This window comes from Pseudomonadota bacterium (genome assembly GCA_037200975.1).
GTDB lineage: Bacteria > Pseudomonadota > Gammaproteobacteria > Steroidobacterales > Steroidobacteraceae > CADEED01.
Genome location: JBBCGI010000001.1, coordinates 4,332,274 through 4,354,330 on the forward strand (window position 1 = coordinate 4,332,274; position 22,057 = coordinate 4,354,330).

The following is a 22,057-nucleotide window of genomic DNA, read 5'->3' on the forward strand; positions in this document are numbered from 1 at the left end:
GCGCCATGCAGACATCGGGGTGAATGCCATTGACGGCGTTCAGTTACCCACCGGAGCTTCTCCTGCGATTGCAGCCGTGAACCGGCTCATTCAGCAGGTCGCTCCCTACGATTCAACGGTGTTGATCCTAGGGGAATCCGGTACGGGAAAGGAGATCTGCGCCCGGGCCATCCACGCGATGAGTCCGCGCCGCCAGCGCCCCTTCGTCGCGGTCAACTGCGGCGCCATCCCCGCCGAGCTGCTCGAATCCGAATTGTTCGGTCACGAGAAGGGCTCGTTCACCGGCGCCATCACCACCCGCAAGGGCCGATTCGAGATCGCCGAGGGCGGCACGCTGTTTCTCGACGAGATCGGCGACATGAGCCTGCCGATGCAGGTGAAGCTGCTGCGGGTGTTGCAGGAACGTATCTATGAGCGCGTCGGCAGCAACGTCTCGAGCGAGTGCGATGTGCGAATCATCGCCGCCACGCACCGCAACCTCGAAGAATCCATCGTGCGCGGCAATTTCCGCGGCGACCTGTTCTATCGCCTCAATGTATTCCCCATCGAAATGCCCGCGCTGTCGCAGCGTCTCGAAGACCTGCCGGCGCTGATCCGCGATTTCATCGGCGCTGCCGCTTCGCGGGGCCGTCCCGCGCTGCGCCTGGAGCCGGAGACTCTCGAAGCGCTGGCGGGCTACGCCTGGCCCGGCAATATCCGCGAGCTGTCGAACCTGATCGAGCGGCTGGCGATCCTGTGTCCGGATCGTACTGTTGGCATCGGCGATCTGCCGGCGCGTTATCGTCCGACCGACTGGACAGCACCCATCGCGCAGCCCGCATTGACCACGGAAATTCCCCAGCTGATCGCCTCGATGGCGGGCAGCGATGAAGCGGAAAGCGAAACCGTATTGCCCGCGTCCATCTGGGCGGGCGAGCAGGATGCGATCACCCGGCTGCCGGAGCAGGGCGTGGATCTGCGCGCTCACCTGATGGTCATCGAACGTTCGCTCATCAGCCAGGCGCTGCAGCGCTCGGGCGGCACCGTCGCGCACGCCGCGCGCCTGCTGTCGCTGCGCCGCACGACGCTGGTCGAGAAACTCCGCAAGCTCGGCATGGCCGGCGTGCAGGAAGAACACGCCTGACCCGGTTGGTGTCAGGTGGGACTTGCGGGAACTAGCTGAGCCGTAGCGGCAATTCTCCGCCGCTGTCCATTACGACGATTCGTTTGCAGGCCCGGTAAGCGCGGCCAGTTCCCGCAAGTCCCACCTGACACCGACTGGCACCGGCTAACCACCGCCAGATTCCCGACATTCATGTGATGTCCGTCACGCGTTCCGGCGGGCACAGCTCTTGCAACTGCAATCGTTGGCCGCCTTCGGCCGAACGAGTTGAGGTTTCGAGATGGGCAACGATATGAACTTGAGCGAATCCCTGGAGCCGGTGGCGGTCGACAATGCGTCGCGGCTGATCCTGGATCTCGCGCGCCGCGTCGCGGCCACCGACTGCACCGTGCTGATCGTCGGCGAATCCGGCACCGGCAAGGAAGTGCTGGCACGGCTCATCCATCGCTCGAGTCCGCGCGCGAAGAACAACTTCGTCGCGGTCAACTGCGCCGCCATCCCCGAAAACATGCTCGAAGCCATGTTGTTCGGCTACGAGAAAGGTTCATTCACCGGCGCGCACGCCGCGCACGCCGGCAAATTCGAACAGGCGCAGGGCGGAACCCTGTTGCTCGACGAAATCACCGAGATGCCGCTGTCGCTGCAGGCCAAGCTGCTGCGCGTACTGCAGGAACGCGAAGTCGAACGCATCGGCGGCACCGACGCGCTGGCGCTCGATGTCCGCGTCCTCGCCACCACCAATCGCAACCTGCGCGGTGAAGTGGCCGCCGGCCGCTTCCGCGAAGACCTCTACTACCGTCTCAACGTATTCCCCCTGGCGCTCAGCCCCTTGCGCGATCGCCGCGACGACATCCTGCCGCTGGCCACGCATCTGCTGGCGCAGCGCGCGCGCACCGGCCAGCGCATTCCCGCGTTGTCCGCCGATGTCGCGCACCTGTTGCTGACCTACACCTGGCCCGGCAACGTCCGCGAGCTCGACAACCTGCTGCAACGCGCGCTGGTGCTCAACGACGGCCACGTCATCGAACCCGAACACATCCTGTTCGAGAAGCAACCCACGCACATCGACATCGGCGCCAATGAATCGCCGATGTTGCAGCAGACGCGCGAACGCGCCGAACGCGACGTGATCCTCGAAGCCCTGCGCGCCGCGCACGGCAGCCGCCGCGAGGTGGCCGAAAAGCTCGGGATCAGCCCGCGCACGCTGCGTTACAAGCTGGCGCGCATCCGCAGCACCGGCATCGACGTTCCCGCTGCCTGATTAGTTCATTCGACGGAGTCGTCCCATGAGCCAGATGGAAATCGATCGGGTCCTCGCGCAGATCCGCAACATCGCCGGCGCCGCCAAGGGTGGCGCCATTGGTGGCATGGGCGGACTGGGTGGGGCTGCGCCCACCGCGCCGAACGGCGTGAACAACGGCTTCGCGAACCTGCTCAAGCAGGGCATCGAGAAGGTCAATGAAACGCAGTTCAAGGCGAACGATCTCGCGACCAAGTTCGAAAAGGGCGTGCCCGGTGTCGAACTACCGCAGGTGATGCTCGAAATGCAGAAGGCCAACGTGTCGTTTCGCGCGCTGGCCGAGGTACGCAACAAGTTCGTCGATGCGTACCGCGAAATCATGAACATGCCGTTGTAAGACGGCCCTAGAGACGACGAGAAAGGACACAGTCGATGGCTGCAGAAATGACAGGTGCCGGGCCGCGGATCGTGAGTGGCTTGAAGCCGCTGATGCTGCTGGTGGGCGTCGCCGCCGCGATCGCCGTGGGCGTCGGCGTGATGTTGTGGGCGATCGGGCCTACCTACAGCCTGCTGTATGCCAACCTCGCGCCGGAAGAAGCGGCACAAATCACGCAGGCGCTCGACAGCGCGCGTATTCCCTACAAACTCGAAGGCGGCGGCAATTCCGTCAGCGTGCCGGCCGAACAACTCGCCTCCGCCCGTCTCAAGCTTGCGGCGCAGGGTCTGCCGGAAGGCGGCGGTGGCGTGAACGCCATGACGAAGGACCCGGGTTTCGGTGTCAGCCAGTTCATGGAGAACGCGCGTTACCAGCACGCGCTGGAAACCGAGCTCGCGCGCACGATCGCGTCGCTGCAGAACGTGCAGGGCGCGCGTGTGCATCTGGCGATGGCGCGTCCGTCGGCGTTCGTGAGCGACCGCCGTCCAGGCTCCGCATCTGTATTCCTGCAGTTGAAAGCCGGCCGCCGGCTCGATGAAGAACAGGTCCAGGCGATCGCCAATCTCGTGGCCTCCAGCATTCCTGAAATGTCCGCGGCGCAGGTGACCGTGGTCGACCAGGCGGGCCGCCTGCTGTCCTCGCCCGACAGCAACAGCGACGCCGGCCAGCGCGACAAGATGTTCGAGTTCGCGCACCGGCTCGAAGAGTCGTACGCGAATCGCATCCAGGAAATGATCACTCCCTTGGTGGGGCCCGGGCGCGTGCGCGCGCAGGTGGTTGCGCAGGTCGACATGGCCACCACCGAACAGACACGCGAGCAGTACAACCCGCAGAGCCAGGTGGTGCGCAGCGAATCGGTTTCCGAAGAGGCCGCAAAAAACGGCGGCAGCGGCGCGGGCGGTGTGCCCGGCGCGCTCACGAATCAGCCGCCGCAGCCCGGAGTGGCGCTGCCACCCGGCGCGACACCCGCCGTCGCGCAATCGGGTGCCAATGCTCCCGCGCCTGCCGGCGCCACGCCCAACAATGCGGGCGGCACCGAGGTGAACGGTCCCGATTCCAAATCGAAGCAGTCGACGCGCAACTACGAAATCGACCGCACGATGGCCTACACACGCACGCCGGCCGGACGCGTCACGCGCCTCTCGGTCGCCGTGCTCATCGACAACCTGCGCACGACCGCAGCCGACGGCAAGGTGACGGAGACCCCGCTGCCGGCCGACCAGATCGAGCGCCTCACCGCCCTGGTCAAGGACGCCGTCGGATTCGACGCCACACGCGGCGACACCGTGAACGTCGTCAATTCATCTTTTGCCGGCGTGGCCGCCGTGCCCGAAGGCGAGCTCGAGACCCAGCCGTTCTGGGAGAAGGCCTGGGTGCAGGACCTCGCCAAGTTGTTAGGCGGCATCGTGGTCGTGTTGCTCATCATCTTCAGCGTGCTCAAGCCGCTGTCGAAAGGCCTGCTGGCACAGGCGAAACAGCAGCCGATGCTGCTCGGCGGTGGTGGCGGTGGCGCCGTTGCCGAAGCGCCGGGGCTCGCTTACGAACAACAGGTCGCGCAGGCGCGTGGCCTGGTCTCGCAGGATCCGAAACGGACCGCCCAGGTCGTGAAGACGTGGGTGTCGACCGATGGCTGAAGCTGCCGCCAAGAAAGGCGCCGCTGCAAAGGGCGGCGCCAAAGGCGGCGACGGGAAACCCGCCGCCGCGAAAAAGCCCGCCGCGCCCGCCGGGCCGAAACGTTCGGGCGTCGAACGCGCGGCCATCCTGCTCCTGACCCTGGGCGAAACCGAAGCCGCGGAAATCCTGCGGCACATGGGCGCCAAGGAAGTGCAGCAGCTCGGCAAGGCGATGACCGATCTCGCCAATGTTTCGCGTGAGGAAGTTTCCGGAGTGCTCAGCGACTTCAGCAGCGGCGTGGAAAAGCAGACCAGCGTTGGCGTGGGCGGCGAAGACTTCGTCCGCAAGGTGCTGGTCAACGCGCTCGGCGAGGACAAGGCCGTGACGCTCATGGATCGCATTCCGATCACCAGCCGCCGCAAGGGCCTCGAAGCGCTCAAGTGGATGGATTCCAAACAAGTCGCCGAACTGGTGCGCAACGAACACCCGCAGATCATTTCGATCGTGTTGTCGTATCTCGAGCCCGACCAGGCCGCCGAAGTGCTCAATTGCCTGCCCGAAGTGATGCGTTCGGACCTGGTGATCCGCGTCGCCACGATGGATGGCGTGCGGCCGACGGCGCTGACCGAGCTCGACGAGATGATCGAGAAAAGTTTTGCCGGCTCCAGCTCGACCAAGACCTCGACGATGGGCGGTCCGAAAGTGGCCGCGGCCATCATGAACCTCGTCAAGGGCGAGCAGAGCAACCTCATCATGGGCGATCTCGCGAAGGTCGACGAGCAGCTTTCGCAGAAGATCCAGGACCTGATGTTCATCTTCGACGATCTGCAGAAAGTCGACGACCGCGGCATGCAGGAACTGCTGCGCCAGGTGCCGGCGGACAAACTGCTGATCGCGTTGAAGGGCGCCGACGAATCGCTGAAGGCGAAGGTCTTCAAGAACATGTCGCAGCGCGCGGCCGAGATGATGAAGGATGACCTCGAGGCCAAGGGCCCCGTGAAGTTGTCCGAAGTCGAAGCGGCGCAGAAGGAAATCCTGGTTGCGGCCCGCAAACTCGCCGACGCCGGCACGATCTCGCTGGGCGCGGGTGGTGGCGACTCGTATGTCTAACAAGACGGCGGCCTCCGCCGAAGACGCGGCCATTGCGCGCTGGGATCTGCCCGCGGTCGAAGGACCGCTGGTGCAGCGGCGCGGCGCGGGCGTCAACGTCATGCATCTCGAAGCCGTCGAGCGCGATGCGTGGGAGCAGGGTCTCGCCGCCGGGCACGTCGAGGGGGTACGGCGCGGCGAAGCCGAATTCGCGGCGCGCATCAACGATGTGAACGTCAAGTTTGCCGCGCTCGAGGCCATTCTCGGGACGCTGGCCAAACCACTCGATCAGCTCGACACGGCGATGGAGCAGGAGCTCACGCGGCTCGCGCTCATCATCGCCAAACACCTCGTGCGGCGCGAATTGCGCGTCGATCCGTCGCAGATCATCGGCATCATCCGGCACACCGTCGGCCTGCTGCCGCTCGCGACGCGCGACATGAAGGTCCACCTGCATCCGGACGATGCGGCGATCGTGCGCGAAAAACTGGCAACCCCGACCGGCGAATCCGAATGGGTGCTCAAGGAAGATCCGCTGCTGGCGCGCGGCGGCTGCCGCATCACCACCGCGACCTCGAGCATCGACGCGCGGCTCGAATCGCGGGTGGCCGAAGCCGTCAACAGTTTGCTCGGCGAAGAGGGTTCCGCGCGCGAGCGCAGCCTCAAGCCGGAAGATGCGGACGACGCCGAGGGTACGGTGGACACCGGGAGCCCGGCATGATTCCGCAGGCGCAGCTCACCGTGCAGCGTGCCGGCCTGTGGCGCGAGCGGCTCGCGCTGCAATCCAAACGTGCGCAGGCATTGCTGCCGCCGGCCGTCGAAGGAATACTGACCCGCATGGTCGGCCTCGCATTGGAGGCCACCGGCTGCCAGGCGGCGGTCGGCGATATCTGCGATCTGCTCGCGGCCGATGGCTCGCGCGTCGAAGCCGAAGTCGTCGGGTTCGGCGGCGAACGATTGCTGCTGATGCCCACCAGCGACGTGCAGGGCCTCGCGCCCAGTGCGCGTGTCATTCCGCGGCAGCGCGCAGGCACGGTGAAAGTAGGGCCCGGCATGCTGGGCCGTATCATCGACGGCACCGGGTCGCCGCTCGATGGTCTCGGTCCGCTGGTCGGTGACGACCGCGTGAAGCTGCTGGGCCAATCCATCAATCCGCTGATGCGCAAGCCCATCGAGCAGCCGCTCGACGTCGGCGTGCGCTCCATCAATTCGTTGCTCACGGTCGGGCGCGGGCAGCGCATCGGCCTGTTCGCCGGATCCGGCGTCGGCAAATCCGTCTTGTTAGGCATGATGGCGCGCTACACCAGCGCGGACATCATCGTCGTCGGCCTGATCGGCGAGCGCGGCCGCGAAGTGAAGGAATTCGTCGAGCGTATCCTCGGGCCGGAAGGGCGCCGCCGCGCGGTGGTGGTCGCATCGCCCGCGGACAACCCGCCGCTGTTGCGTCTGCACGGTGCGTGGCTGGCCACGGCCGTCGCTGAATATTTTCGCGATCGCGGCCACAGCGTGCTGCTGATCATGGACTCGCTGACACGCTTCGCGCAGGCGCAGCGCGAGATCGGCCTCGCCATCGGCGAAGCGCCCGCGACCAAAGGGTATCCGCCGTCGGTGTTCGCGCGGCTGCCCGCGCTGGTCGAACGCGCCGGCAACGGCAATACCGATCGCGGCTCGATCACGGCTTTTTATACCGTGCTCACCGAGGGTGACGATCCGCAGGATCCGATCGCGGACGCGGCGCGCGCGATTCTCGATGGGCACATCGTGCTGTCGCGGCGCATCGCCGAGGCGGGGCAATATCCCGCCATCGACGTCGAAGCGTCGGTCAGCCGCGTGATGCAGGACATCATCCCGCCGGATCACCTCGATCTGGCGCGGCGCTTCCGCCACACGCTGTCGACCTATCAACAGCATCGCGATCTCATCAACATCGGCGCCTATCAACGCGGCAGCGACCCGCGCGTGGACGCGGCGATTGCGATGTGGCCGAAGATGCAGAAATTCCTGCAGCAGGGCATCAAGGAACGCGTCGGCCACGCCGAAAGCGTGCGCGCGCTGGCGCAGATGTTCGCCGAAGCCGACGCGCAGGGTCACGGAGCCGGCGCATGAGCCGCACCGATCAGCTGGACCTCGTGCAGCAGGTGGCAACGCGCACCGAGCGCGAACGCGCCGAAAAGCTGGCCGAGGCCGAACGCGGCGCCATCGAGGCCGAGCAGAAGCTGGTCGCGCTCGAGCGGTATCGCAACGAATACGAAGAGCAGCTCGCGATGCGCGGTGCTGGCGGCGTGGACATCTCCGGCGTGCGCGAATTCCAGGCCTTCCTGGCACGGCTCGGCGAGGCGCTCGTGGCGCAGCGCCAGGTGCTGGGCGCGGCCCGCGCGACGCGCGACCAACTACTCAATTCCTGGCGCGAGGCTGCGCAACGCGCGCAGGTCGTGCAGACGCTGGCGGATCGCTGGCAAACCGAAGCGCGCCGCGAAGAAGACCGGCGCGATCAACGCGAAAGTGACGAACTGGCCCAGCGCGGTCTCGCGCACAAGGCCGAGAGGTAGACCATGATGAGCGCCAAGACCGTATTCACCGATGCCCCGGCCTGCCCGCCGGCGTCGAGCAGCAACAGCGCGACTGCTTCCGCGGCGCCGGGCGACGCGGCCACCGAATTTCAGAACCTGCTGGCGGCCGCCGTGCCGCCGGTCGATCCTTTGGCCGTCGAAGCGATGCCTGCGCCGGCGCCTTCGCCGGCGCAGCTGATGCTCATCAAGTATCCGCTGACACCGGGGAAGAACGGCCCCGCGCCCACCGCCGCTCCCGCGGCTGTCAAACCTGCGGCGACCGAAGTTTCTCCCGCCGAGATGCTGAAGATCCTGGCTGACTCCGCGACGCTGCTGCCCGAGGGCGGCGAAGTCGAAGTCAAAGCCGAGATTCCGGAAGAGCTGGTGGATGCCGATGAACTCGCCAAGACGGATGACGAGGTCATCTGCGACTGGCTGGAATCGATGATGCCGGTGAGCGTGTTCGCGCCGCAGGCAGGATCCACCAACCCGGGCGATGTGTCGCAGGGGCAGGGTGGCGGCGCCGAGGCGAAGACGGGATCGGCCGGTGTGCCGGTTTCGCTCACGCGCCAGGCATTGGTGCCCGAGCAGGCCGCGCCGGATGCTGCGGCGCCGGGAGCGGCGCCGGCCAACGCCAATGCGAACGCGGCCGCGAAGCCTGAGCTGCTCGCGGGTGCGCAGAATGTCGTCACGGCATTCGCCGCCTCGTTGCACGCCAGGAATGAGACCACCGAGAAAGACAAGCCGTCAGCGGATGGCTGGATGAGCGCGCTCGGCGATCTGGCTGCCAAGCGTGGTCACGATGTCGCGCCCACGACAGGACCGCGGTTGTCGACTCCCGTGCACGACGCGCGCTGGGCGGATGCGCTCGCGCACCGGCTCGTGATGATGGCTCGCGATGGTGAGTCGACCGCGTCGCTCAAGCTCGTGCCCGTGGACCTGGGCCCGCTCGACATTCAGATCACCGTGCGCGATGGCGAAGCCAGTGTGCACTTCGGCGCCGCGCATCAGGAAACCCGCGCCGTTCTCGAAGCGTCCCTGCCGCGCCTGCGTGAACTGCTGGGCGCGCAAGGCCTGCAGCTCGCGAACGCCAGCGTGTCGCAGCAGTCGGGCGGCCAGAACCGTCCGGAAAAGACCTCCGGCCCCGCCGCCATCGGCGCAGTGGCGGACGACACCGAAGTTGCGACCGCCAAGTCGATCAGCACGTCGCTGCTGGATATCTACGCCTGAGTGGTGCCGGGTAAGTCGGTGCCGGGTCGGACTTAGAAAGATTGGCCGGCAGCCAATCTTTCTAAGTCCGACCCGGCACCGACTTACCCGGCACCACGCGCCGGAAAACTGGCGCTTTCACCGAACTTTCGTGATGCGTGTCACAGGAAACCTGTGGCATGCCGGTTGCACATCCAGACTCATAACACGCCTCCGGCGTGAGTCGAGGATGTCATGGCCGACGAAGACGAAGTGTTAGACGACGAACTGGCTGAAGGCGAAGAGGGCGCGGAAGGCGCTCCCAGGAGCAAGAAGCTGCTGTTCATCATCATCGGGGCCGTCCTGCTGGCCGGTGGCGCGGGGGCGTACTTCTTCCTGAAGGGTGGCGAACCAAAGGACGTCGCCAAAAAAGAAGCGGTCGTGTTGCCGCCTATCTACGTCAACCTCGATCCGCCCTTCGTGGTGAATTTCGAGGCCGAAGCCGCGGTGCGTTTCCTGCAGGTCACGGTCAGCGTCATGACCCGCGAGCCGCACGTCGAGGAAATCCTCAAGAAAAACGATCCGCGCATCCGCAACGACCTGCTGATGCTGCTCGGCAACCAGAAGTACGACACGATCTCCACGCGCGAAGGCAAGGAGAAGCTGCAAGCCGATGCGCTCGAAGCGGTCCGCGCCGTGGTCAAGAGCGCCGGCGGTGAGCCCGAGAAGATCGAGGCGCTGTACTTCACCGCCTTCGTGATGCAGTAGACATGGCTGCGCAGGAAGTCCTCAACCAGGAAGAAGTCAACGCTCTGTTGAACGCCGTCGATTCCGGCGACGTCAACACGGATGCGCCGCCGGTTCCCGGCGAAGTGCGCCCTTACGATTTCCAGAACGACGCGGGCGCCATGCGCCTGCGCATGCCGGCGTTCGAGCTGATCAACGAACGGCTGGCGCGCAGCTTGCGCGTGAGCCTCTTCAACCTGCTGCGCCGGCCGCTGGAAATCGCCGTCATGCCGCTGCGCATCGCCAAGTTCGCCGACTACGCCCAGTCGCTGGCCCTGCCCAGCAATCTCAACGTCGTGCGCGTGAACCCGCTGCGCGGCACCGCCCTGTTCGCCCTCGACCCCAAGCTCGTGTTCTGCGTGGTCGACAATTTCTTCGGCGGCACCGGCCGCCTGCAATCGGCCGAAGCGCGCGAATTCGCGCCGACCGAGATGCGCGTGATCCAGATGTTGCTGCGCTCGGCGTTCAACGACATGCGCGAGGCCTGGGCGCCGGTCGCGGCCATCGACGTCGAACACGTGAAGTCCGAGGTCAACCCGAGTTTCGTGCAGATCTGTTCGCCGGCCGAGCCGGTGGTGATCTGCGGCTTCCAGCTGGCGCTCGAAAGCGGCGGCGGCGATCTGCAGATCGTGATTCCGATGTCGATGTTGGAGCCGCTCAAGGACATGCTGGAAGCGGGCGCCAGCGGCGTCGGCGCGCCGCAGGACGACCGCTGGCTCAATTCACTCAAGGAAGACATCCAGGACGCCGAGATCGAGCTGTCGACGATGTTAGGCCACGCCAGCGTGACGCTGAACCAGCTCGTCAATCTCAAACCCGGCGACGTGATCCCGTGCGATTTCTCCGGCAAGGCCACCGTGCTTGCCGAAGGTGTGCCGCTGTTCCGCGGCAGTTATGGCGTGTCGCGCGGCCAGCAGTGCGTGCGATTCGAGCAGCGCGTCCGCCGGCCGCGAACCAACGCCGGCGATGCGCGGCTGCTGCGCAAGACAACGTGAACGCCGCAAACCAAGGTCAATTCAAGGAAATTTGCCAATGAACGCGAAAGCTCCAGCCGTACCGGCGGAAGAAACCGAAGGCGCCTCCGCCGACGTCAATCTCGAGGTCATCCTCGACGTGCCCGTCACGCTGTCCATGGAAGTGGGCCGCACGCGCATCCCGATCCGCAACCTGCTGCAGCTGAACCAGGGCAGCGTGGTCGAGCTCGATCGCGCCGCGGGTGAGCCGTTCGACGTGTTCGTCAACGGCACGCTGGTCGCGCACGGCGAAGTGGTGGTGGTGAACGAGAAGTTCGGCATCCGCATCACCGACGTCGTCAGCCCCGCCGAACGCATCAAGAAACTCAAGTAAGGACGCCCGACTTGGACGCTCCCCTGTTCGCCGCACCCGCCGCGAGCTCCGCGCATTCGACCGGCGGCGGCCTCGCCGAGGTCACGCTGGCGTTGATCCTGATCGTGGCGCTGATCGCCGGTCTCGCGTGGCTCGGCAAACGCATGCGCGGGTTCGGCGTGCCCGGCGGCGCGCGCGATCGCATCCAGGTCCTCAGCAACCAGGTCCTGGGCCCCAAGGAACGCTGCGTACTCATCCGCGTCGGCGACACCGACATCCTGATCGGCGTGGCACAGGGCAACGTGCGTCCGCTGCATGTATTCCCGGCGGGCGCAAACACCGAGGCGCCGCCCGCGGCGGCTGCGAATAGTCCGAAGCTGCCGAACTTCAAAGAATTGCTGATGAAGAGCCTGGGTAAATGAGCGCGTTCCGCAAATACGGCCGCATTCTCGGACTGCTGGCGCTGCTGTTCGCGCCCCTGCTGGCGGAAGCCGCCACCAGCGCGCCGGGTAGTTTGCCCGCCGTCACGGTCACCACGAATCCGGGCGGCGGCCAGACGTATTCGCTGACGCTGCAAGTCCTGATCCTGATGACGGTGCTGTCGCTGCTGCCCGCCATCCTGCTGATGATGACGGCCTTCACGCGCATCGTGATCGTGCTGGCGATCCTGCGCCAGGCGATCGGCGCGGGCCAGACGCCGCCCAACCAGGTGCTGGTCGGACTCGCATTGTTCCTGACGCTGTTCGTGATGGCGCCCGTGGTCGACAAGATCAACGTCGATGCCGCGCAACCGTACCTCGCCGGCACGATCGAAGCGGACGTCGCGCTGCAGAAGGCGCTGGTGCCGCTCAAGGGTTTCATGCTCGAGCAGACGCGCGAGTCGGATATCGCGACCTTCGTGCGCATCTCGGGTGGCAAGGGTTTCGCCACGCCCGCCGATGTGCCGATGAACATTCTCGTGCCCGCGTTCGTCACCAGCGAATTGAAAACCGCATTCCAGATCGGGTTCCTGCTGTTCATCCCGTTCGTGATCATCGATCTGGTGGTCGCGAGCGTGCTCATGTCGATGGGCATGATGATGTTGTCGCCGGTGCTCATCTCGTTGCCGTTCAAGATCATGTTGTTCGTGCTCATCGACGGCTGGGCACTCGTCATGGGCACGCTCGCCCAGAGTTTCTTCAGGTAGGTAGGCATTCATGAGTCCCGAAATGGTCGTCACCGTGGGCCGCCACGCACTGGAAATGACGCTGATGCTGGCCGCGCCGCTGTTGCTGACCGCGCTCGCGGTAGGTCTCATCGTCGGCATCTTCCAGGCCGCCACCCAGATCAACGAGATGACGTTGTCGTTCATCCCGAAACTGCTGGCCATGGCCGCGGTGCTGGCGTTCACCGGCCCGTGGATGCTCAAGAGCCTGGTCGAATACACGCGCGGGCTCATCGAAAGCATCCCGGGGCTCATTGGTTAGGCCATGAGCATCGCCCTCACCACCGGACAGCTCGAGGCCTTCGTCGCGCAGGGGTTCTTCCCCTTCGCACGCATCGGCGCCTGTCTGATGGTGGCCCCCGTATTCGGCGCGCGCTTCGTGCCGGCACGCACGCGCATCATTCTCGCGGCGGCGATCACCGCGTTGGTCATTCCGTTGATCCCCGCGCCCACGATCGCGCCGTTTTCGCCGCAGGGCTTCGTCGTCGTCTTCCAGCAGCTGCTGATCGGCGTCGCGTTCGGCTTCGCATTGCAGGTGGTGTTCGACGCGCTGGCGTTGGCCGGGCAGCTGTTGGCCAACAGCATGGGGCTTTCATTCGCCTTCAACATCGATCCATTGCGCGGCAGCAGCACGCCGGCGCTGGGCCAGCTCTACGTGATTCTCGCGACGCTCACGTTTCTCGCGCTCGGCGGCCACGTGGCACTCATTGAAATGCTCGTGGCCGGTCTCTACAGCCTGCCGATCGGTACCACCGGTCTGGGACAGGAAGGGCTGTGGGCGCTGATCCTGTGGGGTGGCACATTGTTCTCCGGCGCCATCGGCATCGCGCTGCCGGGCGTCACTGCGCTGTTGATCGTCAACCTCGCCTTCGGGGTGGTCAGCCGCGCCGCGCCGTCGCTCAATCTGTTCGCGGTCGGCTTCCCGGTGTCGCTGGTGGTGGGCTTGCTGGTGGTACTGGCCGGCATCGGGCCGCTGCAGAGCAGCTTCACCGAATTGCTGGCGAACGGTTTCGAATTCCTGCGCAGCCTCGGCGGAGGTCGTTAGGTCATGGCAGAGAGCGGCCAGGAACGGACCGAACGCGCCACTCCCAAGCGTCTCGAGGAGGCGCGCAAGAAGGGCCAGGTACCGCGTTCCATCGAGCTGTCGATGGCCGCGGTCTGCATCGCGGCCGCGACGGCCGTGTACACGTTGGGTCGCGGCGCCGCGAGCCGTTTTGCCGAACTGATGCGCAGCGGGTTGTCCATCGAGCCGTCCACGGCGGTGGGCGAAAACGTCATCTGGCCGGCACTGATGACCGCTGGATCACAGGCGTTGCTGATCGTGCTGCCCATTCTCGGCGCGACGTTCGTCGCCGCGCTGGCCGCGCCGCTCGCCATCGGCGGCTGGAATTTCTCGACCCAGGCGCTGGTGCCGCAGTTCTCGCGGCTGAATCCCGCCAGCGGCCTCGGTCGCATGTTCTCGGCGCGCGGTTCGGTGGAGCTCGGCAAGGGTCTCGCCAAGGTGTTTGTGATCGCGCTCATCGCATGGGTGCTGCTCAAGGGCATGACGCCGCAGATGATGGGCCTGTCTACCGAACCGCTGAACGGCGCGATCACGCACGCCGCCGCGCTCGCCGGCTATGCGCTGCTGGTGCTGTGTTTCGGCCTGGTGGCGATCGCCGCGTTCGACGTGCCGTTCCAGCTCTGGCAACACGGCCGTGATCTGAGGATGACGCGCGAAGAAGTACGCGAGGAATACAAGGAAAGCGAAGGCTCGCCCGAGACGCGCGGCCGCATCCGCGAGGCGCAGCGTGCGCTGGCGCGCGGCCGCATGATGCAGGAAGTGCCGAAGGCGGACGTGGTGGTCACCAACCCCACGCACTACGCCGTGGCGCTCAAGTACGACGATCAGAAAATGCGCGCGCCGATCGTGGTGGCCAAGGGCACCGATCTCACGGCCGCGCGTATCCGCGAAATTGCCGCCGAAAACGGCGTGCCCGTCGTCGAGGCGCCGCCGCTGGCGCGCGCCTTGTTCCGCACCGTGGATCTCGGCCGCGAAGTGCCGGCCGCGTTGTACGTGACGGTCGCCCAGGTCCTCACCTATGTCTACCAGCTCAAGGCGTGTATCGAGCGGGGCGTGCAGCCGCCGCCGGCGCCGCAATTCGAGTGAGCGGCAATCCGCAAAGCTAACTACCGATGGCCATCATAACCACAACTCCCGCAAGTCCCGGCGCAGCGCTGCTGCGCATCGGCATCGGCATCCCGCTGGGCCTCATCTCCATCCTCGCGATGATGATCCTGCCGCTGCCACCGGTGGTGCTGGACGTGTTGTTCACGTTCAACATCGCGCTGGCGCTGGTCATCGTCATGGCGGTGTTCAACGTCAAGCGGCCGCTCGATTTCGCGATCTTCCCGACCGTGCTGTTGCTCGTGACCATCCTGCGCCTGGCACTCAACGTCGCTTCTACGCGCGTCGTGCTCATGCACGGCCACGAGGGTTCGCACGCGGCCGGCAAGGTGATCGCAGCCTTCGGCGAATTCGTGATCGGCGGCAACTACGCCGTCGGCGCGGTGGTGTTCATCATCCTCACCATCATCAACTTCGTCGTGGTGACCAAGGGCGCCGGCCGCGTGTCCGAAGTGTCCGCCCGGTTCGCGTTGGACGCGATGCCCGGCAAGCAGATGGCCATCGACGCCGACTTGAACGCCGGCATCATCACGCAGGACGAGGCGCGGCTGCGCCGCGCCGAAGTGCGCGCCGAATCGGATTTCTACGGCTCGATGGACGGCGCCAGCAAGTTCGTCCGCGGCGATGCCGTCGCCGGCATCCTCATCATGATCATCAACATCGTCGGCGGCCTTTTGATCGGCACGATGATGCACGACCTGCCGATGGGCGAGGCGACGCGCACGTATACGCTGCTGACCATCGGTGACGGTCTGGTCGCGCAGATTCCCGGGCTCATGTTGTCGGTCGCGGTCGCCATCATCGTCACCCGCGTCACGCGCGAGCAGGACATGGGTGGCGAGCTCAGCAAACAGTTGTTTGGCCAGCCGAAGGCGCTGGGCGTCGCGGCCGCGGTGCTTGGCGTCATGGGTCTCATTCCGGGCATGCCGAACATGGCGTTCCTGTCGATCGCCGCGTTGTGCGGTTACGGCGCGTGGCGGCTGGTGAAAAAACGCGCAGAAGCCGAAGCGGCGGCCATTGCCGCGCCCGAGCCGCCGCCACCACCACCGCCGACCGATGTGCAGGAGCTGTCGTGGGAGGACGTGCGTCCGGTCGACGTGATCGGTCTCGAAGTCGGGTATCGCCTCGTGCCGCTGGTCGATCGCACCAAGGGTGGCGATTTGCTGGCGCGCATCCGCGGCATCCGCCGCAAGCTCACGCAGGAGCTCGGCTTCCTCGTGCAGGCCGTGCACATCCGCGACAACCTCGAATTGGGGCCGAATGCCTATCGCATCCGGCTCGCCGGTGTGGCGATCGGCGAAAGCGTGATCCATCCGGATCGCGAACTGGCGATCAACCCGGGCCGCGTGTTCGGCACGCTGCAGGGCATCGCGACGCGCGATCCGGCCTTCGGCATGGAAGCCATCTGGATCGAGCCGTCGATGCGCGAACACGCGCAGTCGCTGGGATACACCGTCGTCGATGCAGCCACGGTCATCGCGACGCACCTGTCGCATCTCATTCAGACACACGCACATGAACTGTTCGGCCACGAAGAAGCGGAGCAGCTGCTCAAGGCGCTCGCCAAGACGGCGCCGAAGCTGGTGGAAGAACTCGTGCCGAAAGTGCTGCCGCTGGCGGTGGTCGTGCGCGTCATGCAGGGCCTGCTGGCCGAGCGCGTGCCCATCCGCAACGTCCGCGCCATCGTCGAAGCTTTGGCGGAAGCCGGTCCGCGGTCGACGGATCCGCAGATCCTGATCGGCCAGGTAAGGGTTGCCCTGGGTCGGCAGATCGTCCAGGACATCGTCGGACTCGCCGACGAGTTGCCCGTCATCACACTTGAGCCAGAACTAGAGCGACTTCTGTCAAATGGACTGACAAATGGGGGCGGAAACCCCGGTTTGGAGCCAGGGCTGGCAGAGCGCTTGCAACGAGGTCTGGCAGACGCGGCGCAGCGTCAAGAACGTGGCGGCGAACCGGCGGTGTTGCTGACGCCGCCCACGCTGCGCGCGGCGCTGGCCCGGTTCTTCCGGGTCAGCGTGCCCGGATTACACGTGCTGGCCTGGAACGAAGTGCCGGACAACCGCAAGGTCAGGATGGTGACCGCGGTGGGTAGATAGGACCTGAGCGGACGAAGGAACGATGAAAATACAAAGATATCTGGCCAAAGACATGCGCTCGGCGCTGACCCAGGTCCGCGAGGCCCTGGGGCCCGACGCGGTGATCCTGTCGTCCGGCAAGGTCGGCGATGAAGTCGAGGTGGTCGCCGCGATCGATTTCGAATCGCAGCGCGCGACGCTCGAAGCGGATCCGCGGGCGCGCACGCCGGCGCCGGTCGTCACGCGTGCCGCCGAACCGGCTGTCCGCAGCGTGGATTTCACCAAGCTCAAGCGCGCCTCGTCGCAGCTATCTCCGGAAGTCGCGCATTTCGGCTCGCACGAAGACGATGCTCCGCTGCCCAAGCTCGAAGCGCCCGCTGCCGAGGCGACGCTGGCCGAAGAAGTGAAGGGCATGCGCCGCATGCTCGAAGCGCAGCTCGCCACGCTCACCTGGAACGACATGTCGCGCCGCTCGCCGATGCAGGCCGCGATGCTCAAGGAGCTCGCGCGGCTCGGGTTGTCGAACGAGCTGTCCCAGTCGCTGGCGCACAAGATCCCGAATGACTTGAATTTCACCGCCGCGCGCCGTTTTGCGCTCGCGACGATCGCGCGCACCGTGCAGGTCACGGGCGACCGCTGGCTCGAAGAGGGCGGCCGCGTCGCGTTCGCCGGTCCCGCCGGGGCCGGCAAGACCACGCTGATCGCGAAACTCGCGGCCCGCTGGGTGCTGCGTCACGGCCCGCGCCGCATCGCGCTGGTGTCCGCGGACGCGGTGCGCATCGGCGCGCACGAACAGATGCACATGCTGGGGCGCCTGCTGGGCGTCACGGCGCACACCGTTTACGACATCGCCGAACTACCCGAGCTGCTGGCGGGCCTCTCCGGCCAGCGCCTGGTGTTGATCGACACGGCGGGCGCGAGCCCGCGCGACCCGGAGCTGGCGCGCCGCCTGCGGCTGCTGCAGCAGATGCAGCAGGAGAAGATGGAATCGGCGATCGTGCTGCCCGCGAGCACCCAGGCCGGCACCATCGACGAGGTCCTCAATCGCTTCTCGCTCGCCCAGCCGACCGCGGTGTGTATCACCAAGGTGGACGAAGCCGCGAGCCTCGGCGGAATCCTCTCGGCGCTGGTGCGCACCAAACTACCGGCGGCCTACGTGAGCGACGGGCAACGCGTGCCCGAAGATCTCGAGCCGGCCCGCGCGCACAGCCTCGTGGCGCGCGCCGTCGACATCGCCCACCGCAACAACGTGACACCGGACGACGAAACCATGCAGCGCAGAATCTCGGGAGCAGAACATGTCGGCACGTAAGCCTGAGCCCAGCCTTTCAGGAGTGACACGCGCCGTGAATGCGTCCCCGGTCCAGGTCATCGCCGTCACGGGCGGCAAGGGCGGCGTGGGCAAGACCACGGTCGCCGTGAATCTCGCCGCCACGCTCGCCCAGCGCGGCAAACAGGTCATGCTGCTGGATGGCGATCTGGGTTTGGCCAACGTCGACGTTTTTCTCGGCCTCACGCCGCGGCTCACGCTGGCCGACGTGTTGGCCGGCAATTGCTCGCTCGAAGAGATCGTCCTCGATGCGCCGCAGGGTTTCAAAGTGGTGCCGGCCGCCTCGGGTATCGCGCAACTCGCCGAGCTCGACACGCTGACGCATCTGGGTCTCGTGCGCGCCTTCGGCGACCTCACGACCAAGCTCGACGTGATGGTGGTCGATACCGCCCCCGGCATCGCAGGCTCCGTGCTGCAGTTCTCCCAGGCTGCGCAGCAGGTGCTGGTGGTGATCTGCGACGAGCCGGCGTCGCTCACCGATGCCTATGCGCTGATCAAGATCCTTTCGCGTGACCACGGCGTGAAGAAATTCCGCGTGCTGGTGAACCAGGTGCGCGGCCGCGGGCAGGGGCAGGGCCTGTTCCAGCGCTTCGAACGGGTGGCAACGCGGTTCCTGACCGTCGAGCTCGATTACGTCGGCGAAATCCCGGAAGACCCGTTCCTGCGCCGCTCGATCCGTGAACAGCGTCCCGTTGTGCAGGCTTACCCGCAGTCGCCGTCGTCCGTCGCCCTCAAGACCCTCGCGCTGCGGGCCGATATGTGGCCTGTAGCCGAAGGCCCCCGGGGGAACGTGGAATTTTTCGTGGAGCGCCTGATCCGGCGTCCGTCGGTCCGCCTCGAGGTGGTTCGATGACAGGAGTCAGCGCTTACAGCCAGCGTCCCAGCGCCCGGGAAACCGAAGCGTTGGTGATGCGCCATGCCGAATTGGTGAAACGCATTGCGTATCACCTGGCCGGCCGGCTGCCTGCGTCTGTTGAAGTCGATGACCTGATCCAGGCCGGCATGTTGGGGCTGCTCGAGGCGGCCGCGAACTACTCGGCGGGGCGCGGAGCTTCGTTCGAGACCTACGCCGGCATTCGTATCCGCGGCGCGATGCTCGACGGGTTGCGCAAGCTCGACTGGGCACCGCGCTCCGTGCATCGCAAGGCGCGCGCGGTGGCGAATGCGATTCGCGAGCTCGAGGCCGAGATCGGCCGCGAAGCGCGCGATACGGACGTGGCGAACAAGATGGGAGTGAGCCTCGACGAGTATCACAAGATCGTCGAGGACGCGGCGGGTTGCCAGATCGCGAGCCTCACGACCGAGGAGGGCGAGATCAACGCCACCGATCCCGATGCGGACCCGTTCCGCGACGTGATCGACGAGAGATTTCGCGCCGCGCTGACGGACGCCATCGCAGGCCTGCCGGATCGCGAGCGCACGGTGATGTCCCTGTATTACGACGACGAATTGAACCTGAAGGAGATCGGTGCGGTGCTGAAGGTGAGCGAGTCGCGTATCTGCCAGATTCACGGCCAGGCGTTGACGCGCCTGCAGGCGCGCTTGTCCGGCTGGCGCGACCGCCTCGAGTAGTTCGAACCCATGGATATCTTATCGGTAGTCGGATTCATTCTCGCGATGGTGGCCATCCTGGTGGGCGCCGTCCTCAAGGGCGCGGGCTTGAAGGCGCTGCTGTCGGCTGCCGCGTTCATGATCGTGTTCGTCGGCACGTTCGCGTCGATCTTCATCCAGACGCCGCTGCCGGTTTTCAAACTCGCGCTGAATCGCGTCAGCTGGGTGTTCAAGCCGCCGGCGCTGGGCGCCGAGCTGCTGATCCAGAAAATCGTCGAGTGGTCGAACATCGCCCGCAAGCAGGGGTTGTTAGGCCTGGAGCCCATGATCCGCCAGCAGGAGGACACCTTCGTGCAGAAGGGCCTGCAGCTCGTGGTGGACGGCTCGGAGCCCGACGCGATCCGCGGCATCATGGAAGTCGAGCTCGGTGTGCGCGAGCACAACGACAACCGCGCCGCGAAGGTCTGGGAAGGAATGGGAATCTACGCGCCCACGCTCGGCATCATCGGTGCCGTGCTCGGCCTGATGGCCGTCATGCAGAACCTGGCGGATCCGTCGAAGCTCGGCCACGGCATCGCCGCGGCGTTCACCGCGACCATCTACGGCATCGGCCTCGCCAATCTTTTCTTCCTGCCCATGGCCGGCAAGCTCAAGGGCATCGTCGCCGAGCAGAGCCAGGTGCGCGAGATGATCATCGAAGGAATGATTTCGATCGCGCAAGGCGAGAACCCCCGCGCGATCGAAGCCAAGCTCCATGGCTATCTGCATTGATGCTCCATGGCGCGCAAACGTAGGCACGAAGAACACATAAACCACGAGGCGTGGGCGATTCCCTATGGGGATCTGATCACGTTGTTGCTGGCGTTTTTCGTCGTCATGTACGCGATCTCTTCGGTGAACGAAGGAAAATTCCGCGTGTTGTCGGATTCACTGCAGGCCGCGTTCCGTGGCTCGCCGACTTCGCTCGATCCGGTGAAGATAGGGGAGAAATCCCGCGGCACGGGCGTGGACATCGCATCGAGCATGGCCAATGCCAAGATCGAAGGCGAGCCGCACGAATTGCTCGAGGCCGTGTCGATCGGCGACCAGGACGGCAAGGGCATGGGACCCGCGCCTCGCAACGGCAATGCAAAGAAGATCGAGGTCATCGTGCCGCCCGAGCTCGCGAAAGTCGCCGATGACGTGGAAGCGTCGCTCGCGGCACTCGTCGACGCGCAGCTGGTGACCGTGAAGCGCCATTCATTCTGGATCGAAGTCGAGATACGCGCCGACATCCTGTTTCCGAGCGGCGTCGCCATCATCTCTCCATCGGCAGTGCCGGCACTGCAGGCGCTGGCGCGCACCCTCGCACCGTATCCGAACCCGATCCGCGTCGAAGGTCACACCGACAACAAACCCATCAAAACCGCGTTGTTCCCCTCGAACTGGGAGCTTTCTTCTGCGCGTGCCGCGAGCGTGGTCCATCTACTGGCGGACGGCGGTGTTTCACCGAATCGTCTGTCGGTGATCGGCCTCGGCGAATGGCGGCCCGCCAAACCCAACGACACGGCGGATAATCGCAACGCCAATCGCCGCGTGCTGCTCGTGATCCTGTCGGGCACCGCCGACGCCACCGACGGCAGCGAGCCGATGGAAATGCCCGACATCCATTCGACCGAGCCCGCGCAGCAACGCGCGGTGCCCGGAGAACCGGCGGCGCCGGCCAGCGCGCCCACTGCGATGCCATTGCCCACGACCACCGCGCCCATGCCAGCATCCGCGGCAGCAGGATTGCCGCCCGCTGTGACGCCGTCGACGAACTAGTTTGACGCTTCGGCACTGGCACGAATCCTGCTAATTCAGTCTGTCGCCTTCGATTGCGACGTTGAATTGACGAGGAGAGTGCGATGTCGATGGAGAATTACGAAACCGTGTTGTTGGGCCTGCGCGCCGCGCTGCTGCTGCTGGCTTTCGGTGGCTTTGCGTGGGCATTGCTCGCCGCGCGCCGCGATTCCGCCGCCAACTTCGCGCGTCTCTCCGCGCAACACGACCAGGCGCTCGTCGAGATCCAGCGGCTCGCCGAGAAACTCACCGAACTCTCAAGTCAAGTGCACGACCTTTCGCTGCCGTCGCCCATGGTCAGCCGCCAGGCGGCGGCGCCCGCCGAAGCGCCGCAGCCATTGCCCGGTGCCGCTCCGAGCGGTGCCCGCGGCTACGAGATGGCGATCCGCATGGCCCGCGGGGGCGCGAGCATCGAGGAGATCGTCGCGAGCTGCGGCACCACGCGGGCCGAAGCGCGCCTGTTGCGCCGTCTGCACTGCGCCGCCGGTGCCCACGCGGCTTGACATATCGCGCACCGGCAAGGCGGAGCCCCGCCTGACACGGGCAGTTCACATTAAGCATTTAAACGTTAAATAC

General features: G+C 65.8%; 23 protein-coding genes and 1 pseudogene. All 24 read left to right on the forward strand.

Translation table 11 applies throughout. The features are described from left to right. The first annotated feature begins 13 nt into the window (after positions 1 to 13). The 24 genes and pseudogenes from WDO72_19455 (at position 14) to WDO72_19570 (ending at position 21,984) form a co-directional block, all read left to right on the forward strand. Complete coding sequence (locus WDO72_19455; GenBank protein ID MEJ0087852.1) at positions 14 to 1,123, forward strand: sigma-54 dependent transcriptional regulator; 1,110 nt, start codon at positions 14 to 16, stop codon at positions 1,121 to 1,123. 295 nt (positions 1,124 to 1,418) lie between these two features. Then, a pseudogene (locus WDO72_19460) lies at positions 1,419 to 2,363 on the forward strand (sigma-54 dependent transcriptional regulator). 25 nt (positions 2,364 to 2,388) lie between these two features. Beyond that, entirely contained in the window at positions 2,389 to 2,739 is a 351-nt protein-coding gene (fliE, locus tag WDO72_19465; protein MEJ0087853.1) for a flagellar hook-basal body complex protein FliE, read from the forward strand. 35 nt (positions 2,740 to 2,774) lie between these two features. Beyond that, complete coding sequence (gene fliF, locus WDO72_19470) at positions 2,775 to 4,412, forward strand: flagellar basal-body MS-ring/collar protein FliF (GenBank protein MEJ0087854.1); 1,638 nt, start codon at positions 2,775 to 2,777, stop codon at positions 4,410 to 4,412. Further along, the gene (gene fliG / locus WDO72_19475) at positions 4,405 to 5,502 is read left to right on the forward strand and encodes a flagellar motor switch protein FliG (protein MEJ0087855.1); all 1,098 of its coding nucleotides are present in this window, start codon (positions 4,405 to 4,407) and stop codon (positions 5,500 to 5,502) included. The genes fliF and fliG overlap by 8 nt, the downstream gene beginning before the upstream one ends. Continuing rightward, complete coding sequence (locus WDO72_19480) at positions 5,495 to 6,202, forward strand: flagellar assembly protein FliH (protein ID MEJ0087856.1); 708 nt, start codon at positions 5,495 to 5,497, stop codon at positions 6,200 to 6,202. Before fliG ends, WDO72_19480 begins: the two co-directional genes overlap by 8 nt. Further along, the gene (gene fliI / locus WDO72_19485; protein MEJ0087857.1) at positions 6,199 to 7,587 is read left to right on the forward strand and encodes a flagellar protein export ATPase FliI; all 1,389 of its coding nucleotides are present in this window, start codon (positions 6,199 to 6,201) and stop codon (positions 7,585 to 7,587) included. The genes WDO72_19480 and fliI overlap by 4 nt, the downstream gene beginning before the upstream one ends. Beyond that, positions 7,584 to 8,030 (forward strand): flagellar export protein FliJ, encoded by a 447-nt coding sequence (gene fliJ, locus WDO72_19490; GenBank protein ID MEJ0087858.1) that lies wholly within the window; start codon positions 7,584 to 7,586, stop codon positions 8,028 to 8,030. The genes fliI and fliJ overlap by 4 nt, the downstream gene beginning before the upstream one ends. A 3-nt stretch (positions 8,031 to 8,033) precedes the next feature. Then, entirely contained in the window at positions 8,034 to 9,260 is a 1,227-nt protein-coding gene (locus WDO72_19495) for a flagellar hook-length control protein FliK (GenBank protein ID MEJ0087859.1), read from the forward strand. A 213-nt stretch (positions 9,261 to 9,473) separates the two neighbouring features. Then, the gene (locus tag WDO72_19500; protein MEJ0087860.1) at positions 9,474 to 9,986 is read left to right on the forward strand and encodes a flagellar basal body-associated FliL family protein; all 513 of its coding nucleotides are present in this window, start codon (positions 9,474 to 9,476) and stop codon (positions 9,984 to 9,986) included. 2 nt (positions 9,987 to 9,988) lie between these two features. Continuing rightward, the gene (gene fliM, locus WDO72_19505) at positions 9,989 to 10,999 is read left to right on the forward strand and encodes a flagellar motor switch protein FliM (GenBank protein MEJ0087861.1); all 1,011 of its coding nucleotides are present in this window, start codon (positions 9,989 to 9,991) and stop codon (positions 10,997 to 10,999) included. Further along, the gene (gene fliN, locus WDO72_19510; protein ID MEJ0087862.1) at positions 10,899 to 11,351 is read left to right on the forward strand and encodes a flagellar motor switch protein FliN; all 453 of its coding nucleotides are present in this window, start codon (positions 10,899 to 10,901) and stop codon (positions 11,349 to 11,351) included. The genes fliM and fliN overlap by 101 nt, the downstream gene beginning before the upstream one ends. A gap of 11 nt (positions 11,352 to 11,362) precedes the next feature. Next, on the forward strand, positions 11,363 to 11,752 hold the full coding sequence (locus tag WDO72_19515; protein MEJ0087863.1) for a FliO/MopB family protein: 390 nt from the start codon (positions 11,363 to 11,365) through the stop codon (positions 11,750 to 11,752). Further along, the gene (gene fliP, locus WDO72_19520; GenBank protein ID MEJ0087864.1) at positions 11,749 to 12,516 is read left to right on the forward strand and encodes a flagellar type III secretion system pore protein FliP; all 768 of its coding nucleotides are present in this window, start codon (positions 11,749 to 11,751) and stop codon (positions 12,514 to 12,516) included. Before WDO72_19515 ends, fliP begins: the two co-directional genes overlap by 4 nt. Positions 12,517 to 12,526: 10 nt before the next feature. Then, entirely contained in the window at positions 12,527 to 12,796 is a 270-nt protein-coding gene (gene fliQ / locus WDO72_19525) for a flagellar biosynthesis protein FliQ (protein MEJ0087865.1), read from the forward strand. A gap of 3 nt (positions 12,797 to 12,799) precedes the next feature. Further along, a complete protein-coding gene (gene fliR, locus WDO72_19530) occupies positions 12,800 to 13,579 on the forward strand; it encodes a flagellar biosynthetic protein FliR (protein MEJ0087866.1) in 780 nt (259 codons plus the stop codon). Between the two features lie 3 nt (positions 13,580 to 13,582). After that, positions 13,583 to 14,683 (forward strand): flagellar biosynthesis protein FlhB, encoded by a 1,101-nt coding sequence (gene flhB / locus WDO72_19535; protein ID MEJ0087867.1) that lies wholly within the window; start codon positions 13,583 to 13,585, stop codon positions 14,681 to 14,683. A 26-nt stretch (positions 14,684 to 14,709) separates the two neighbouring features. Further along, positions 14,710 to 16,800, forward strand: a complete 2,091-nt coding sequence (gene flhA, locus WDO72_19540) for a flagellar biosynthesis protein FlhA (GenBank protein ID MEJ0087868.1) — start codon at positions 14,710 to 14,712, stop codon at positions 16,798 to 16,800. A 22-nt stretch (positions 16,801 to 16,822) separates the two neighbouring features. Continuing rightward, positions 16,823 to 18,091, forward strand: coding sequence for a flagellar biosynthesis protein FlhF (gene flhF / locus WDO72_19545; GenBank protein ID MEJ0087869.1), 1,269 nt, complete (start codon positions 16,823 to 16,825; stop codon positions 18,089 to 18,091). A gap of 34 nt (positions 18,092 to 18,125) precedes the next feature. Beyond that, the gene (locus WDO72_19550) at positions 18,126 to 18,962 is read left to right on the forward strand and encodes a MinD/ParA family protein (GenBank protein ID MEJ0087870.1); all 837 of its coding nucleotides are present in this window, start codon (positions 18,126 to 18,128) and stop codon (positions 18,960 to 18,962) included. Then, entirely contained in the window at positions 18,959 to 19,681 is a 723-nt protein-coding gene (locus WDO72_19555; GenBank protein MEJ0087871.1) for an RNA polymerase sigma factor FliA, read from the forward strand. Before WDO72_19550 ends, WDO72_19555 begins: the two co-directional genes overlap by 4 nt. 9 nt (positions 19,682 to 19,690) lie before the next feature. After that, positions 19,691 to 20,431, forward strand: coding sequence for a flagellar motor protein (locus WDO72_19560; GenBank protein ID MEJ0087872.1), 741 nt, complete (start codon positions 19,691 to 19,693; stop codon positions 20,429 to 20,431). Between the two features lie 6 nt (positions 20,432 to 20,437). Next, positions 20,438 to 21,463, forward strand: coding sequence for a flagellar motor protein MotD (gene motD, locus WDO72_19565; GenBank protein ID MEJ0087873.1), 1,026 nt, complete (start codon positions 20,438 to 20,440; stop codon positions 21,461 to 21,463). Positions 21,464 to 21,546: 83 nt separating this feature from the next. Then, a complete protein-coding gene (locus WDO72_19570) occupies positions 21,547 to 21,984 on the forward strand; it encodes a DUF2802 domain-containing protein (GenBank protein ID MEJ0087874.1) in 438 nt (145 codons plus the stop codon). Positions 21,985 to 22,057 lie beyond the last annotated feature (73 nt).